Annotated in this window: 12 protein-coding genes; 6 read left to right on the top strand and 6 right to left on the bottom strand. The window is 70.3% G+C overall.

The genetic code is table 11. The annotated features are described in order from the left end of the window. Window positions 1–40: 40 nt before the first annotated feature. The 5 genes from ACFU7D_RS24405 to ACFU7D_RS24385 form a co-directional block, all read right to left on the bottom strand. Window positions 41–3,598: a CDP-glycerol glycerophosphotransferase family protein gene (locus tag ACFU7D_RS24405; RefSeq protein ID WP_378872191.1), complete on the bottom strand. Its 3,558-nt coding sequence runs from the start codon at window positions 3,596–3,598 to the stop codon at window positions 41–43. Between the two features lie 67 nt (window positions 3,599–3,665). After that, window positions 3,666–4,070 carry a hypothetical protein gene (locus tag ACFU7D_RS24400; RefSeq protein WP_378872189.1) on the bottom strand — a complete coding sequence of 135 codons (405 nt, stop codon included), beginning with the start codon at window positions 4,068–4,070 and terminating at the stop codon, window positions 3,666–3,668. Continuing rightward, window positions 4,070–4,846, bottom strand: coding sequence for an SDR family NAD(P)-dependent oxidoreductase (locus ACFU7D_RS24395; protein WP_378872186.1), 777 nt, complete (start codon window positions 4,844–4,846; stop codon window positions 4,070–4,072). The genes ACFU7D_RS24400 and ACFU7D_RS24395 overlap by 1 nt, the downstream gene beginning before the upstream one ends. Next, window positions 4,839–6,062, bottom strand: coding sequence for an AMP-binding protein (locus tag ACFU7D_RS24390; protein ID WP_378872183.1), 1,224 nt, complete (start codon window positions 6,060–6,062; stop codon window positions 4,839–4,841). Before ACFU7D_RS24390 ends, ACFU7D_RS24395 begins: the two co-directional genes overlap by 8 nt. Beyond that, window positions 6,059–6,310 (bottom strand): phosphopantetheine-binding protein, encoded by a 252-nt coding sequence (locus ACFU7D_RS24385; RefSeq protein ID WP_008354901.1) that lies wholly within the window; start codon window positions 6,308–6,310, stop codon window positions 6,059–6,061. The genes ACFU7D_RS24390 and ACFU7D_RS24385 overlap by 4 nt, the downstream gene beginning before the upstream one ends. Before the next feature lie 99 nt (window positions 6,311–6,409). Between ACFU7D_RS24385 and ACFU7D_RS24380 the strand changes: the two genes are divergently transcribed. Further along, window positions 6,410–6,946, top strand: coding sequence for a GNAT family N-acetyltransferase (locus ACFU7D_RS24380; RefSeq protein WP_378872181.1), 537 nt, complete (start codon window positions 6,410–6,412; stop codon window positions 6,944–6,946). After that, window positions 6,946–8,001, top strand: coding sequence for a pseudaminic acid synthase (gene pseI, locus ACFU7D_RS24375; RefSeq protein ID WP_378872178.1), 1,056 nt, complete (start codon window positions 6,946–6,948; stop codon window positions 7,999–8,001). Before ACFU7D_RS24380 ends, pseI begins: the two co-directional genes overlap by 1 nt. Here the strand turns inward: pseI and ACFU7D_RS24370 are convergent. Continuing rightward, a complete protein-coding gene (locus tag ACFU7D_RS24370; RefSeq protein ID WP_378872176.1) occupies window positions 7,998–9,056 on the bottom strand; it encodes a PseG/SpsG family protein in 1,059 nt (352 codons plus the stop codon). The two genes, pseI and ACFU7D_RS24370, sit on opposite strands and share 4 nt — an antisense overlap. A 108-nt stretch (window positions 9,057–9,164) precedes the next feature. On the opposite strand from ACFU7D_RS24370, the gene pseB reads away from it, so the two are divergent. The 4 genes from pseB to ACFU7D_RS24350 all read left to right on the top strand — a co-directional run bounded on the left by pseB (window position 9,165) and on the right by ACFU7D_RS24350 (window position 13,263). Continuing rightward, on the top strand, window positions 9,165–10,199 hold the full coding sequence (pseB, locus tag ACFU7D_RS24365) for a UDP-N-acetylglucosamine 4,6-dehydratase (inverting) (RefSeq protein WP_378872174.1): 1,035 nt from the start codon (window positions 9,165–9,167) through the stop codon (window positions 10,197–10,199). Further along, window positions 10,199–11,320 carry a DegT/DnrJ/EryC1/StrS family aminotransferase gene (locus tag ACFU7D_RS24360; RefSeq protein WP_378872171.1) on the top strand — a complete coding sequence of 374 codons (1,122 nt, stop codon included), beginning with the start codon at window positions 10,199–10,201 and terminating at the stop codon, window positions 11,318–11,320. The genes pseB and ACFU7D_RS24360 overlap by 1 nt, the downstream gene beginning before the upstream one ends. After that, window positions 11,317–12,039, top strand: a complete 723-nt coding sequence (locus tag ACFU7D_RS24355; RefSeq protein WP_378872168.1) for a cytidylyltransferase domain-containing protein — start codon at window positions 11,317–11,319, stop codon at window positions 12,037–12,039. The genes ACFU7D_RS24360 and ACFU7D_RS24355 overlap by 4 nt, the downstream gene beginning before the upstream one ends. Window positions 12,040–12,114: 75 nt before the next feature. Continuing rightward, a complete protein-coding gene (locus ACFU7D_RS24350) occupies window positions 12,115–13,263 on the top strand; it encodes a hypothetical protein (protein ID WP_378872165.1) in 1,149 nt (382 codons plus the stop codon). Window positions 13,264–13,338 lie beyond the last annotated feature (75 nt).

Genomic DNA, 13,338 nt, shown 5'->3' with positions numbered 1-13,338 from the left:
GTCCCCGCAAGGGGACCGCGCCATCGTCGCGTCTGGGGCCTCAGGGCTTGTCGAAGAACCGCTCCACGACCCGCTCGGTGGCCTTGCCGTCCTGGGTGTACTGGTACTTGGCGTTGAACTCCGCGATCCGGTCGCGGTGCTCCGCCTCGAGCCGATCCAGGTCGGACAGGGCCGCGACGACCTCCTCGGCGGTGTCGAGCATCGGCCCGGGGGCGGTGTCGGCGTAGTCGTAGAGGAAGCCGCGGATGCCGCCGGTGTAGTCGGACAGGTCCGGCACCAGGAACACCATCGGCCGCCCGGTGAGGGCGAAGTCGAAGCGCAGGCTGGAGTAGTCGAGCACCGCCGCGTCGGAGGCCAGGATCAGGTCGTTGATCTCCGGGTAGTCGGTGACGTCGATGATCCGGGCGGTGCGCTCGCTGCGCTCGCTGCCCTTGGAGTTGAACCGGTGACCGCGCAGCAGGATGACGTACTCGTCGCCCAGGGCCTCGCTGGCCGCGACCACATCGAGGTGCTCGACCATCTTCGCCGAGCGGTAGTTCAGCGCCAGGTGGTCGCGCCAGGTCGGGGCGTAGAGGACCACCTTCTGGTGGGGGGCGATGCCGAACAGGTTGCGCGTACGCTCGCGGTCCTCCGTCGCCGACGGGCGGACCAGCGCGTCATCGCGCGGATAGCCCTCGCTGTGGATCGGGCCGTCGTAGGCGTACTCCTCGCGGTAGTAGCGGTCCATCTCCGGCGTCGGGGTGAGGATCAGGTCCCACCCGGCGGTCGTGCGGTCCAGCTCGGCCTCGCAGCGCAGCGGCGAGAACATCTTCGCGCGCCACATCCGCAGGCCCATCGACTTGGCCGGGTAGCCGTGGAAGGTCTGCAGGAAGCGCTGGCCCTCCCGCTTGTGCCACCAGCGGTCGAAGTCGATGTTCTGCACGAGGTATTTCGCGGTGCCGATGACTCGGTACCACTCCGGGCTCTGCAGCACGACCGCGATGCCGCCCTCGGGGACCCGGGAGGCATGGTCGGCGACGCCCCAGTAGAGGGTGAGGTCGGGCCGGGTGCGACGCAGGTGCTCGTGGATCGCGAGCTGCGAGTCGGTGCCGGTCGAACCGGCGTAGGTGGAGAGGTAGACCGCGGACTCGTCGATCGGCTCCTCGGCCGCCAGGACGCGCTCGCGGGCGAGGTTGTGGGCGTAGCTGCCGGCGTGGTCGACGGAGATCGGCGGCTGCAGGGTGACGCCCGGGCCGTTGCCGTTGACCGGGCGCAGCCGGACCTCGTCACTGGTCTGGAACTCGGCCTGATGCTCGAGGAACGCGCTGGTGTGGCGTACGTTGCCGCTGCGCTTGGCGCCGCAGGTGAGCTGGAACTGGTAGATGCCGCTGGGCAGGACGGACTCGCCCAGGCCCCACTCGTCCCAGCGCAGCGTGAAGACGACCTCGAAGCTGTCGGCACCCGTGTCGATCTTGACGGTCTCGCTGTGTCGCGAGCCCGACATGGTCAGCCGGGCGTGCTTCGGGATGGAGCTGAGCCAGTGGCCACGCACCGTGACGCGGCCCTCGCCGAGCTCGACCTGGTCGAGCGCGACGGTGTCGGCCACCTCGATGATCTGGGCGTAGCCGCGGCCGTCCCGCGAAGCCAGCACGCTGCCGCCGCGTTCGCCGGTCCACGGCTCACCGACCGCGTCGGTCCAGACGATCCGGCCCGAGGTGCCGTCCTGGAGGGTCTCCAGCCGCCAGGCGGCGGGCGCCCCCGGCTCGACGGCCCCGTGGGCGGGGAGGCTGAGCGTGACCGTGGCGTCCTTGACCGGGGCCTCGATGCGTACGCCGCCACCGATCGCCCGCACGGCCTGCGGAAGCTGACCGGCGAGGGTGAGCGAGATGGTCCGGCCCTCGACCCGCACCTGCTCCACGGTGGTGGTGGTCGTCGTCGGGACTGCGCGGAAGCTGAGCTGGTCCTCGAAGCGGTCGCAGGCCACGGACAGTCCGGCGGAGGTGTGGACCCGGGGCCGGTAGCGCGTGGCCAGGTTGCCCGCCGGGCCGCGGGTGTCGATCTGGACCTCGCTGGTGGTGCGGACGACGCCGTCGACGGCGACGGTGACCTCGAGGTGCCAGCGCCCGGCGGAGAGCCGGGTGAGGTCGATCTCGGTGCGGCACCCGCCGGCGCGGTAGTCCTGGTATTTGTGACCGATGGTCATGTTGGCCTGCTCGTCGCGCCGCGGCGTGACGGTCAGGTCGATCGGGTCGGGCAGCGCCGCGTCGGGGTCGCTCGCGACCCCGTCCTCGTCGTCCGCGCTGACGTAGTCCGGCACCAGGCGGGCGGTGAAGAACGGGGTCGTCTCGGCGAGGTCGACGAGCTCGATCCGCGCCACCAGGTCGACCAGGACCCGGTCGGAGTCGAGAGGACGTACGTCTCGCACCAGCACCCGCGCCGGCGTCTCGTGCTCGTTGAGCGTGGTCACGGCCGCGGGCAGGTCCGTGTCGGGGAAGATCCCGTGGATCTGGCCGCCGGCGACCCGCGTCCGCAGGTTGCCGCGCTCGAACCAGCGCGACGCGACGAACGCGGTCAGCTCCTCACGCTGGTCGGCGATGAGGTAGGTCAGCCGGGCCCGCACCTCGACCGGGAGCTTGAGCCACACCTCCGGAGCGACGTCGCGCTCGATCTCGACGACGAGGTCGCGCAGGGCGGTCCACTGCTCCGCGCTCATCCGCTCGACGTCACCGAGGATGGTGTTGGCACGACCGGCGAGCCCGCCGAGCGCCCAGTGGTCACGCAGGCCCGAGGCCAGCTCTCCGATCGCGACCCACGTCGACCGGGTCTGCTCGATCCACTCCTCCATCCCGAGGGTCTGGTCGTGGAGCTGCTCGACCGGGGTGCCGTCGGCGCGGTCCATGTCCACGCACACCGGCGCCGTGACCACGTCGAAGCGGTTGGCCCTCAGGTAGCCGTCGAACCCGACGGCGTCGGCGCCGCCGCGGCCGCCGAAGCTGAAGCCCTGCCGACGCCAGAACGAGGTGCGGAAGAGCCGGTTGCTCACCCCGACGTCGCTCAGCGCCACCGGGAACTCGTCGAGGGTGAGGCCGGAGCGGTTCTCGGCGTGCACGAGGTCGTAGGCCGGCACCACCGGCGGGGAGAGCCGCTGGCGGCTCTCGATGCGACCGACCGCGAGGTCGGACCCGCTCTGCTCCAGGGAGGTGACCAGCGTACGCATCGCGTTCGGGGTGAGGAGGTCGGCGGCGAGCAGGAAGCAGACGTAGGCGCCCCGCGCCGCGCGACCACCACGGTCGCGGGCCTCGGCCTGCGTCGAGGAGCTGTCCAGCAGCCGCAGGCGGTAGTCGTCGGGGAGGTCGGCGAGGATCTGGTCGCTCACCACGCTGGCCTGGCCGTAGGGCGCGATCAGGATCTCGAGGGTCGTGTGGGTCTGCTCGCGCACGGAGAGGAGCGACTCGGCCAGGTATTGCTTGTCCTGGTCGGTCACCGTCACCACGACCGAGACGAGCGCGCCGCGCTCGTGGCCGAGAACGCGATGCCCGGCGTCACGAGCCAGTCGACGGACGCCCTGCGGCATCCTTCGTTCGGCGCGACGCAGGACGTCGACGATTCCCTGACCCATGCACAATCCCTCTCGGTTCGAGGTCGTCCCGAATTGACGCACTCGCGAATCTGATCGAACTCAGAGGTTACAGGCGAACGAACAGTCTCCCGCACTCCGGCCGATACCCCTCCGGGGAACCTTCGCCAGGGAGTCTGCCGATCGAGACCACGATCCCGCCCCGTAGACGCAGGGTGCTCAGGCGCACGTCGGTGATGGGCACCTCGCTCGCCATCAGGGCCACGATGTCGACGACGCCGCGGCCGGTGAGCTTCACGACGCACTCCGCCCGGGTCCATCGCTCCCAGAACCCATCGGTGCCGAACCGCCTGGCGAGGGCCTCCGGGACCGTACGCTCCACCTCGGCGTCGACCGCCACCGGGACGTCGTCGGAACCCGTCCAGGCGACCACCCGGTCGTCGTGGAGGTGGCTGCGGGCGCGATATCCGGCGAGCTCGGCATCGCTGCCGACCCGGAGCCGGCCGCCGGGCATCAGATCGAGCCGCCGCCGTCGATGACGATCGACTGACCGTTGATGTTGGTCTGCTCGAGCAGCAGCATCCGGACGGTCGGCACGACGTCCTCGGGTGTGGTCATCGCGCCCGAGGGCGTACGCCGCGCGATCGACTCGAGCTGGTTCGCACCGAGCACCGCGGACATCTCCGAGGCGAAGAACCCGGGAGCGACCGCGTTGACCAGCACCCGGCCGCCGAGCTCGCGGGCCAGCGAGCGGGTCGCGGCGTCGAGACCTCCCTTGGTGGCCGAGTAGGCCACCAGGCCCTGGTAGCCACGCTGGCCACAGATCGAGGTCACGTTGACGACCCGGCCCTTCAGGCCCTTGCCGATCAGGCGCCGCAGCACGAACCGGGTCAGCACCAGGGGCGCGGTCAGGTTGGTCTCGATGATCTGCGCGATCCGGTCCGAGGAGGTGTGCACGTGCAGCGAGTCCTGCCCGATCGCGGCGTTGTTGACCAGCCCGTCGATGACGCCAAGCCTCGCCTCGACCTCCTTGACGAACGCCTGGGCCGCCTTCTCATCGGTCACGTCGACCGAGCCGACGTGGGTGGCCTCGGGGTACTTCGAGGCCAGCGCCTCGAGCTCGGGGGTCACGGTGCGCGCGAAGGCCGCGACCTTCACCCCGCGCTCGAGCAGGTCGCTGACGATGGCGAGACCGAGGCCGCGGGAGGCACCGGAGACCAGCACGACCGATACCGGCGGAACAGCACTGATCGCCTCGGGCTTCGCTTCGACAAGTTGGAAATCAGACATCGCTCTTCAGCGTCTCCTTGGCCGGGATCTCGTCGAGCATCTTGATACGCCGCGGCACGGCGTACTCGGGCAGTCGCTCGGCAGCCCAACGGGTCAGGTCGTCGGCGGTCACGCCCGAGTCCTGGCCGGCGACCACGTCGGCGACGACCATGGTCCCGACCAGAGGCGCCTTGCGACCGCGTACGGCCGCCCAGGCGATCGCGGGGTGGGACTGCAGCAGGTCGCGTACGGCACCGGCCGACACCTTGGAGCCGCCGACGTTGAGCTCGTCGCGGTCCAGGCGGCCGGTGACCAGGACCCGGCCGTCCTCGACGCGCGCGGCATCGCCGGTGCGTACGGCGCCGGCCATCTCCGCGCCCGAGGCGTCGGTGCCGTGGTGCGGCGAGGTGATCACCAGCTCGCCGTCGACCACTGATAGTCGCGGGCGACCGGGGAGGTCACGGTCGAGCCACTCGGCCGGGAAGCCCGCGCGACCGTCGTGGACGACGATCGAGGCGCCGACCTCGGAGGAGGCGTAGATCCAGGACACGCGCGCGTCCGGGAAGACCTCGCTGAGCTGCGACAACACCGCCTGGTCGACCGGTTCACCACCGAGCGTGACCTGCTCGAGCGCGAGCTTCCGCAGCTCCGCGCCGTGACGCATCAACGTACGTCGCCAGAACGTCGGGGTCCCGGACACCGCGGTGACGCCGTGCTCGAGCGCGGGCGTCACCCAGTCGTCCAGGTCGGCAGGGTCGACGAGCACCAGGTCCTGACCGGGCACGCCCAGCCCGAGCGTGATCACCTGCCACCACGCGTAGGTGCCGGGCGAGTAGGGGCACAACCAGGTGCGCGGAGCCAGCTCGCCGGTCACGGTCGAGAGCGACGCCAGGGTGTGACCGACCCGCTTGGGCCGGCCGGTCGACCCGGAGGTGAGCAGCCAGACCCGGCCGTCCTCGGCCGCCCGGGGGCTGGTCGCCTCCTGGACGTCGTCGCCGGCGGCGAGGTCGAAGCCGGCCCCGCGCAGCTCAGCGCTGAGGGCCTCGTCGAGCCGTCCCGCGGCGACGACGAGGAGCTCGCCGCCGTCCTTCAGACCGGCGACCGCCGGCAGCGCATCGACACTGTGCTCCACCACGCGGGCCGTCGGCGCCGGCCGTGGGTCGGCGTGCCGACCGAGCTCACCCCAGGTCGCACGCCTCCCCGTCCGGGCGTCGACGACGAGGTTGTCGGCGATCACTGCCCCTGGATCTCCACGAGCAGGTCGAGCACGTCTCCGATCGTCTCGATCGAGCGGAGACCGGCCGCCTCGAAGTTGAGCTCGTCGCCGATCTCGTCCTCGACCCGGAGCGCGAGCTCGGAGAAGTCGAGGGAGCGGAAGCCGATGTCGGCCAGCTTGGCGGTGTCGTCGGCGGGCAGGGTCTTCCCCTGCACGGCCAGCACCTCGCCCATGAGCTTGCGGACCGCCGGTCGGTCAAGAGTCTCCATGGCCTCGGACCATATCGTGACGCCCGGCGAGGAAAACCTCTCCGGTCCTGAACGTGCGGGTAACGTGAGCGCGCATTCCACTGACGTCTGAGGAGATCGATGTTGCGACGGGCGACCGCCGACGACCTGCCGAACATGCTCGCGTGGCGCAACCAGGACGCCAACCGGTCGGTGAGCATCAACCAGCATCTGATCACCGCTGAGGAGCACGCCGCCTGGTGGTCCCGGGTCTGCCAGGATCCGACCCGGCGAGTGCTCATGTTCGAGTACGCCTCCCGCCCGCTCGGCGTGGTGACCTTCTTCGACCACGACCCCGTCGCCAGGTCGGCCTCCTGGGGCTTCTATCTCGACCACGACGGCACCACCGCCGACGGCACCGCGCTGCTGGCGTGGACCAAGATCATGCGGGAGGCCGTGGCGTACGCCTTCGCTCCCGGACCGGACGGGCTCGACATCGACGTCCTGGAGGGCGAGGTCCTCCCCCACAACGAGTCCGTGCGCACCATGAACCGCCGCCTCGGATTCACCGAGGGCGAGCCCTATGAGCAGACCGTCGGCGACGGCTCGGTGACCGCGATCCCGGTCAGGCTGCACCGCGACGACCGACCCACCCGACGTTCCGGCAAGGAGCAATGATGACCACCCAGGAGATCACCGTCGGGGACCGCACGATCGGCCCCGGCCACGAGCCGTTCGTGATCGCGGAGATGTCCGGCAACCACGGCGGCGACCTGGAGCGGGCGCTCGACATCGTGCGGGCCGCGGGCGAGGCCGGCGCGCACGCGCTCAAGATCCAGACCTACACCGCCGACACGATCACGCTGGACGTCGACACCCCCGCCTTCCGGCTCTCGGCCGACCACCCGCTGTGGCCCGGCCGTCGCCTTCACGAGCTCTACGAGGAGGCGCACACGCCGTGGGAGTGGCACGAGCCGATCTTCGCGCTGGCATCCGAGCTGGGCATGGTCCCCTTCTCCGCCGCCTTCGACCCGACCGCGGTCGACTTCCTGGTCGGGCTCGGCGTCCCGATGCTGAAGTCGGCCTCCTCCGAGATCACCGACCTGCCGCTGGTGCGCGCGATCGCCGAGACCGGGTTGCCGACGATCATCTCCACCGGCACGGCGACCCTTGCCGAGATCGACGCGGCGGTGCGTACGGCACGGGCGACCGGCAACGACGATCTCGTCGTGCTGGCCTGCACCGCGTCCTACCCAGCTCCTCCGGAGGCCTCCAACCTCCGCGGGATCCCGGTGCTGCGCGACGGGCTCGACGTCGCCGTCGGCCTCTCCGACCACACGCTCGGCATCGGCGCCTCGGTCGCGGCCGTCGCCCTCGGCGCGTGCGTGATCGAGAAGCACATCACGCTCTCCCGCGAGGACGGTGCCGTCGACTCCGACTTCTCCCTGGAGCCGGACGAGTTCGCCTCGCTGGTCAGTGAGACGCGGATCGCCTGGCAGGCGCTCGGCGAGGCCCGGATCGGCCCGAAGTCGGCCGAGCGCGAGGGCCTGCGCTTCCGCCGCTCGCTCTTCGTCACCCGCGACGTGCGTGCCGGGGAGAAGGTGGGACCGGACAACGTACGTTCCGTCCGCCCCGCCGACGGGCTGCCGCCGGGCGACGTCGACATCGTCTTCGGCCGCACCTTCACCAAGGACGCTCCGGCCGGCACCCCGCTCAGCTGGGACCTGGTCTAGACGCGATCGCGGTCGAGGGCGAGGAGCGCGTCGGCGACGCGCTCCGGCCCTCGGCCGTCGACCATGGCCCAGCAGGCGGCGCGCAGCCTCTCCCGCAGGCGTACGTCACCCAGGAGGTCACGCATCCGAGCCACGGCGTCCGCGGAGTCGCCGTCGAGCTCGGCCAGGGTGGCGATCCCGACGGCGAGCTGTTCCTGGTCCATCCGGACGTACGCGTCCTTCTGGTTGTCGGCGACGCAGACGAACCCGACGGCCGCGCCGAGGCAGAAGAGCTCCCAGGCGGAGGTCCCGGCGGCACTGAGGACCACGTCCGAGTCGGCGACGAGCTCGGCCAGGGTGTCGGTCGGCCCGATCACGTGGACGGCCTGGCCCGGCGCAGGCACGATGCCCGCGATCTCCTCGGCCAGCTCCGCGGTGGCTGCGACGGCGGTCAGCTCCACGGCGATCCCCGCTCGCGCGACCAGGCGCACGATTCGTGGGGAGATTCCGAAGGCGTCCGTCCCGCCGAAGAACGCCAGCACCCGCACGGGCGTGTGCTCGTCGGCGGCGGCCTTCGGCGCGCTCGGACGCTGCCGGACGATCTCACGTCGCTGCTGGGCGTAGGCGAGCCCGCCGAGATGCCGGGACCCCTCGGGGAGTGCCCAGGTGGAGACCTCCGCACCGAGGTTCTGGTCCAGGTACAGGTCGGCGACCCGACCGCGCGGGTCGCCGTCGATGAGCGCCAGCAGCGGCCAGCGGTCGCGCAGGTCGGCGTAGACCGAAGCCGGGAGGAGATAGGAGTCGACGACCACCGACGACGGCTCGAGGCGGGCGAGGACGTCGCGGACATCGCCCGGCCCCGGCGACGCGATCTCGATCCCCCGGCGCCGCACCTGCTCCGCCGCCCACGGCACCCGGTCCAGGTCCGCGACCATCACGACGCGTACGCCTCGGGCGACGAGCTCCTCCCCGAGGGCCAGGCAGCGCATGACGTGCCCGATCCCGACATCGGGACCGGCGTCGCACACCATCGCCACCCGCCGCAGCCGTACGTCCTCGGACGATCCCACGGACATGTCAGCGCAACCTCCCGGATTCGTCCGTTCCGACGAACGGCACGTGTGTCACCTTTTGCGCGCCACATCGTTGGCGCACCAGTGAGGCCCAGAGTAGAGAGCATCCCCGTGACCGTGCCCAATTCGGACCCCCGAGAGTCCGTCGCCCCGATCGACCATCCTCTCGACGGTGCCAGCGTCCTGGTCACCGGCGGGACGGGCTCGTTCGGGAAGGCGTTCATCCGCCACGTCCTGGACAACCTCAACCCGCGGCGCGTGATCGTCTTCTCGCGCGACGAGCTGAAGCAGTACGAGTGCCGTCAGCTGTTCGGCAACGACCCGAGGCTTCGCTGGTTCATCGGCGACATCCGCGACCGCGACCGCCTGCACCGGGCGCTCCACGGCGTCGACTACGTCGTGCACGCCGCGGCGCTCAAGCAGGTCGACACCGGGGAGTACAACCCCTTCGAGTTCATCAAGACCAACGTCCTGGGTTCGCAGAACGTCGTCGAGGCCTCCATCGACGCCGGCGTCAAGAAGGTCGTCGCGCTCTCGACGGACAAGGCCTCCTCGCCGATCAACCTCTACGGCGCGACCAAGCTGACCGCCGACAAGATCTTCATCCTCGGCAACAACTACGCCTCCTCCTACGAGACCCGGTTCTCGGTGGTGCGCTACGGCAACGTGACCGGCTCGCGCGGTTCGATCATCCCGAAGTGGAAGGCGATGGCCGAGCGCGGCGAGGCGCTCGGCATCACCGACATGCGGTGCACCCGGTTCCTGATCACGCTGCCGCAAGCGGTGCAGATGGTACTCGACACCTTCGAGATCATGCAGGGCGGCGAGCTGCTCGTCCCGCACATCCCCTCCCACAAGGTCGTCGACCTGGCCGAAGCGGTCGCGCCCGGGGCGAAGCTGGTCGACATCGGGCTCCGCCCCGGCGAGAAGCTTCACGAGGAGATGATCAGCCCGGAGGAGGGCCGCCGCGCGGTCAGCATCCGCGACGGGAAGTACTACGTGATCGAGCCCGAGAACCCGCAGTGGGGCTACAAGCCGATCATGGACGCCGTGCCGGTTCCCGACGGCTTCCACTGCGCGTCGGACAAGAACGACATCTGGTACGACGCCGAGGACCTCCGCGAGGTCCTGGAGTCGGGGATCTAGTGCTGCCCTACGGCCGCCAGTCGGTCTCCGAGGAGGACATCGAGGCGGTCACGGCGATCCTGCGTGGCGACTGGCTCACCACCGGGCCGACGGTCGCCGCGTTCGAGCGGGCGCTCTCCGACCTGGTCGGTGGGCACCGGGCGGTCTCGTGCACCTCCGGCACCGCTGCCCTCCACATCGCGTACGCCGCCGCCGGGGTGGGTGCCGGCGACGAGGTCGTCACCACCCCGATGACGTTCGTCGCGACCGCGTCGGGGGCCTCGCTGCTCGGCGCGAAGGTCGTCTTCGCCGACGTCGATCCGGACACAGCGCTGATCGACCCGGCCGCGGTCGATGCACTCGTCACCGACCGCACCAAGGTCGTCGCCGCCGTCGACTACGCGGGCCATCCGGCCGACTACGCCGCGCTGCAGCCGATCGCCGACCGGGTCGGCGCGCTGACCCTCGGCGACGCCGCCCATTCGATCGGTGGTTTCTCCGGTGGACGCCCTGTCGGAGACCTGGCCGACCTGACCACGCTCTCGTTCTTCCCGACCAAGAACCTCACCACCGCCGAGGGCGGTGCCGTCGTCGCCAAGGATGCCGCGATCGCGCAGCGGGCGCACGAGTTCCACTTCGTGGGGCTCATGCGTGACGCGGACCGGTTCCGGATCAAGGACGAGGGGCCGTGGCACCAGGAGGTCCACGAGTTCGGGCTCAACTACCGGCTCACCGACCTGCAGTGCGCCTTCGGCCTCTCCCAGCTCAAGCGCCTGGCCGGGTTCAAGCAGCGGCGCGCGGAGATCACCGCCCGCTACAACGCCGCGCTCGCCGACGTCGACGGGCTTCGGCTGCCGGTCCGGCGCGAGGGCGTCGACCCGGCGTGGCACCTCTATCCGGTGCGTGTCCTCGAGGACCGGCGGCGCGAGGTGTTCGAGAAGATGCGGGCGGCCGGCATCGGCGTACAGGTCAACTACATCCCGGTCTACTGGCATCCGGTCTATGCCGACCTCGGCTACCGGCGCGGGATGTGCCCGAACGCGGAGGCGTTCTACGCCGAGGAGCTGTCCCTGCCGCTCTACCCCGACCTGACCGACGACCAGGTCGACCAGGTCGTCGAGACGCTGGTCGGAGTCCTGTGAAGACCGCAGTCATCACCCAGGCACGCATGACCAGCACCCGCCTTCCCGGCAAGGTGCTTCGCGAGGCGGCCGGCGTCACCATGCTCGAGCACCACCTCGCCCGGCTCACCGCCGCCGGGCTGCCGGTGATCGTCGCGACCACCACCAACCTCGACGACGATCCCGTCGCCGTCCTGGCCGACAAGCTCGGCGCCGGCGTGGTCCGCGGCAGCGAGCCCGACGTGCTGTCGCGCTTCGCGCTGGCGGTGCGGGAGTTCGAGCCCGACGTCGTCGTCCGGGTGACCAGCGACTGCCCCTTGATCGACGGCGAGGTCGTACGCCGCGGCATCGACGCCTGGATCGCCGCCGGCGATCCCGCGCTCTATGCCAGCAACGCCCTCGAGCGCACCTACCCACGAGGCCTCGACTTCGAGATCTTCTCCGCGACGGCGCTGCTGGAGGCCGACAGGCTCGCGACCGAGACGCCCCACCGCGAGCACGTCACCCCGTGGCTCTACACCGACGAGACCCGGCCCCAGCTCAACCTGCCGTGGGAGCGGGACGCCTCGGCGTACCGGATCACCCTCGACACCCCCGAGGACCTGCGGCTCCTGCAGCTCCTCATCGAGGACCACGACGCCCACCGGCTCGACACCCGCGGTCTCGTCGCCCTCCTGGAGAGCCATCCCGAGCTGGTCGAGATCAATGCCCAGATCGAGCAGAAGAAGCTCGGCCAATAAGCCCCGGCGGGTAAGATTCGCACCACGCGGGACGTCGCGCCGCTCTCCATCCCAGCGACATTCGGGGAGCGTTGCATGCAGAAGACTCTGATCGTCCATTCCGGCACCTTCAAGACCGGGAGCACGGCGATCCAGACCTTCCTGGCCCGCGCCAACCGCGAGGGAAAGCTCCCTCCCGAGGTGGCCTACCCCACGATCGGCCGGGGCGAGCACAGCGTCCAGCACCAGAACCTCTACTCCCAGCTGCTCGGCGAGGTGCTCTTCACGCCCGCCCTCGGCACCTGGGAGCAGCTCGTCGAGTCGATCGCCTCGGGCACCGCCGAGACCACGGTGATCTCGTGCGAGTCGTTCTCGCTGCTCAAGCCGGAGCACATCAGCGCGATCGCCGACTACGCGCGTCAGGCAGGCGCGAAGGTCCGTTGGGTCCATTACGTTCGCGATCAGGCCACGTTCTACAACGCCTTCTACGTCGAGCGGCTGATGGTGATGAGGCCCGAGCACGCCGAGCTGGTCGATCTCCCCTTCGAGGAGTTTCGCGACTGGTCACCGCTCGACATGAGCTTCCTGCGCTACGGAGAGTTCGCGGACACCATCACCACCGCCATCCCCGACGTCGACCTGCGGCTTCGCCCCTTCATCCGCAAGGAGCTGCGCCACAGCAACGCCGTCGCGGACTTCCTCAGCACGTCCGAGCTCCCGATGCAGGGCGAGGGGGCGGGGTCGAGCAACGTCGGATCGGGCTGGCGGACCGTCGAGACCGCGCGCCACCTGGCGCCGATCGTGGCGGCGGCCCCGATGCGTGGTCGGCTCCGAGGCGTCGACTCCTACAAGGCCACTCGTCTCAAGTGGATCCAGATCCTCCGTGGCGAGCTCGTCACCAAGGCGACCCAGCTCGGTTGGAACAGCTCCAGCGCGGTCTACATGACCTCCGAGTTCCGCCAGGAGCTTCTCGACGACTACCGCGACGACAACCTCCTCATCGGCAAGCTCGGCGGCTTCTCCTTCACCGAGATGATCGAGCAGAGCACCTTTCCGGACTACAACATCGGCGACTACGCCGAGATCCCGGGCGATGAGGTGATGCAGGTCGTGAAGCTGGTCATGCAGGGCCTGCACACGATGCCGGAGGAGATCCAGCAAGAGGTCGAGGACGCCCGCGCCCGCCGGAGGGAAGCGACGCCACCCTCGCGACGGGACCGGCTCCGGGCCATCCTGCGCCGCTGATCGGAGCCCACTGCCGAACAACGCCGAGTCGGCTCATCCTGACGCTCAGCAACGCCGAGTCGGCGCGTCATAACG

The organism is Nocardioides sp. NPDC057577, assembly GCF_042801335.1.
GTDB lineage: Bacteria > Actinomycetota > Actinomycetes > Propionibacteriales > Nocardioidaceae > Nocardioides.
The sequence above is the reverse complement of the archived record's forward strand: the minus strand, read 5'-3'. Positions and strand labels throughout refer to the sequence as shown.